4 protein-coding genes and 1 pseudogene are annotated in these 2,852 nt (G+C 64.7%); all 5 read left to right on the plus strand.

Translation table 11 applies throughout. The features are described 5' to 3' along the window. A pseudogene (locus Q8S38_RS02870) lies at positions 1 to 168 on the plus strand (imidazoleglycerol-phosphate dehydratase); the annotation flags it as partial. Further along, entirely contained in the window at positions 165 to 788 is a 624-nt protein-coding gene (gene hisH / locus Q8S38_RS02875; protein ID WP_305678920.1) for an imidazole glycerol phosphate synthase subunit HisH, read from the plus strand. The pseudogene Q8S38_RS02870 and the gene hisH, both read left to right, overlap by 4 nt. Beyond that, positions 785 to 1,513, plus strand: a complete 729-nt coding sequence (hisA, locus tag Q8S38_RS02880; protein ID WP_305678921.1) for a 1-(5-phosphoribosyl)-5-[(5-phosphoribosylamino)methylideneamino]imidazole-4-carboxamide isomerase — start codon at positions 785 to 787, stop codon at positions 1,511 to 1,513. The genes hisH and hisA overlap by 4 nt, the downstream gene beginning before the upstream one ends. Before the next feature lie 4 nt (positions 1,514 to 1,517). Continuing rightward, positions 1,518 to 2,279, plus strand: coding sequence for an imidazole glycerol phosphate synthase subunit HisF (gene hisF / locus Q8S38_RS02885; RefSeq protein ID WP_305678922.1), 762 nt, complete (start codon positions 1,518 to 1,520; stop codon positions 2,277 to 2,279). A 36-nt stretch (positions 2,280 to 2,315) separates the two neighbouring features. Then, entirely contained in the window at positions 2,316 to 2,768 is a 453-nt protein-coding gene (locus Q8S38_RS02890; RefSeq protein ID WP_305678923.1) for a pyridoxamine 5'-phosphate oxidase family protein, read from the plus strand. Positions 2,769 to 2,852: the final 84 nt, after the last annotated feature.

Below are 2,852 nucleotides of genomic sequence, written 5' to 3' on the forward strand. Positions count from 1 at the left end.
GCGTTCGCGACGAATGCCGGCATCACGCTGCACGTTCACAAGCTGGCGGGCGACAATGCACACCACATCATCGAGGCTGCGTTCAAGGCCGTCGCGCGTGCGTTGCGCGAGGCCGTCGAGATCGACCCGCGCGTCGTCGGCGTGCCCAGCACGAAGGGCTCCCTGTGATCGCGATCGTCGACTACAAGATGGGCAACCTGCGCAGCGTGCAGAAGGGCTTCGAGCACGCAGGCGTCGCTGACATCGTGGTCACGGACGACCCTGCAGTGCTGAGTGCGGCCGACGGCATCGTGTTGCCGGGTGTCGGTGCGTTTCGCGATGCGAGCGCGAACCTCAAGGCAAGCGGTCTCTGGGATATCATCGTCTCTCGCGTAGATGACGGCGAGCCGTTTCTCGGCATCTGCCTGGGGATGCAGCTCCTGGCGACGGTCGGGCTCGAAGACGGGGAGTGGGAGGGCCTCGGCATCGTGCCGGGAAGCTGCGAACGACTCCCGGGCGGTGTGAAGATCCCGCACATCGGCTGGAACACGGTCGAGTACCCGCGCGAGAGCCGCCTGTTTGATGGGATTGCGCCTGAGACAGCGTTCTACTTCGTGCATTCGTACCGTCTGCGGCCCGACGATGCATCTTGTATCATCGGACGTACGGAGTACGGCGTGCCGTTCGCGGCCGCGGTCGAGTCCGGATCCGCTTATGCCGTGCAGTTCCATCCCGAGAAGTCCTCGACGACGGGGCTTAAACTGCTTGCGAACTTCGGTTCCATCGTTACCGAGAGGGGCACCCGATGATCGTCTTTCCCGCGATCGACATTCTCGACGGCAAGGCAGTCAGGCTCCTGCAGGGACGTCTCGATGCTGTCACCGTCTACAACGACGACCCCGTCGATCAGGCGCACCAGTGGATCGCGCAGGGCGCCGAATGGCTCCACGTTGTCGATCTCGACGGCGCGGTCACTGGCGACCCGAAGAACATCGAGGTTCTCGAGCGTATCGTCGCGCTCGGCGTGCCGGTTCAGACCGGCGGCGGCCTGCGCTCGATGGCGGTGCTCGAGCGGCTCGCGGGAGTTGGCGTACGCCGGATGGTACTTGGCACCGCGCTTGTGACGCAGCCCGGGCTTGTGACCGAGGCGTGCGAGCGCTTCGGCGGCTCGATTGTCGCCGGGATCGACGCGCGGGACGGCAAGGTCGCCATCAACGGCTGGCGCGAGGGTACCGAGTACGGCGTGCTTGAGCTTGTGCGAGAACTCGAACTCCTCGGCGTGAAGCGCCTTGCATACACCGACATCTCGAAGGATGGCATGCAGACCGGCGTGAACTACGGCGCCTACCGCGCGCTCGGAGGGCAGATCGACATCCCGATGACGGCCTCGGGCGGCGTCTCCAATCTTGATGACATCCGCGATCTTCATACGATCGGGAAGCAGCTTGAGGGTGTCATCGTCGGGAAGGCGCTCTACGAGAACAGCTTTACCCTCGCGGACGCGATTCAAGCCGGCCACGGCGAAGAGGCGTAGTCGCGTGCTCACCAAACGCGTCATCCCGTGCCTCGACGTTCATGAGGGACGCGTCGTAAAGGGCGTCAACTTCGTTAACCTTCGCGATGCCGGCGATCCTGTCGAGCTTGCCGCTATCTACGATCGCGAGGGTGCCGACGAACTCGTCTTCCTCGACATCACCGCCACGCACGAGGAGCGTCCGCTCATGCTGGAAGTGGCGCGCCGTACCGCCGAGGAGGTCTTCATCCCGTACACGGTTGGCGGCGGTATGCGCTCTTCTGCGGATATCCGCGCGATGCTGTCGGCGGGTTGCGACAAGATCTCGATGAACTCAGCAGCCGTTGCAGCGCCCGACCTTATCACCGAGACTTCGCGCCAGAACGGCTCCCAGTGCATCGTCGTGGCGATCGATGCCCGGCGTGTCGCTGGCTCCGAGCGTTGGGAGGTCTTCGTCTCCGGAGGTCGCACGAACACCGGCATCGATGCCGTTGCGTGGGCGGAGGAGGTCGAGCGCCGCGGTGCCGGCGAGATCCTCCTCACTAGCATGGATCGCGACGGCACGAAGGACGGCTTTGACATCCCGCTCACGCGCGCGGTCACGCGCGCAGTCAACATCCCTGTGATCGCGAGCGGGGGCGCGGGCGAGCTCGATGACTTTGCGGAGATCGTCATCGAAGCCGACGCGGACGCTGTCTTGGCCGCAAGTGTGTTCCACTTCGGCACCTTCAGCATCCGTCAGGTCAAAGAAGCGATGGCTGCCCACGGCGTGCCGGTGAGGATGTAGGCGACGATGCGAGCAATGCGCAGAGACGATCACCGGATGTCGCCCGACGATACCAGGGTGTTCCTCGCCACGGCGGAGGTACTGCGCCTTGGAATGGTCGACGACGACGGCCCGTATGTGGTGCCCGTCAACTTCGGCTACGCGGATGGGCTCCTCTACGTGCACGGTCCCGCTGAGGGTCGGCGCCTTGATGCGATCGCTCGTGATCCGCGCGTTTGTTTCGAGGCCGACGAGTGCACAATCATCCGCGCCGACAAGGCATGCGGCTTCACCGCGCGGTTCCGGAGCGTCATCGGATACGGGACGGCGCGCGTGCTTTCGTCAGCCGACGAGAAGCGTGCGGGGCTCGACGTGATCATGCGCCAGTACGACAGCACCGGCGACGGCATCCCCGATGCCACACTCGCGCGGACGACGGTCATCGAGATAGCGATCGAGTCGATGGAGGGAAAGCGGCACCTGGCCGCCCCTGACGTGGAAGGGGAGTAGCGATGGACCTGCCGGTGCTCACGTACGACGAGCGCGGACTCATCCCCGCAGTCATCCAGCAGTACGACACTCTCGAGGTGCTCA

The sequence above is a fragment of the Allobosea sp. genome, from assembly GCF_030695125.1.
Lineage (GTDB): Bacteria > Pseudomonadota > Alphaproteobacteria > Rhizobiales > Beijerinckiaceae > Allobosea.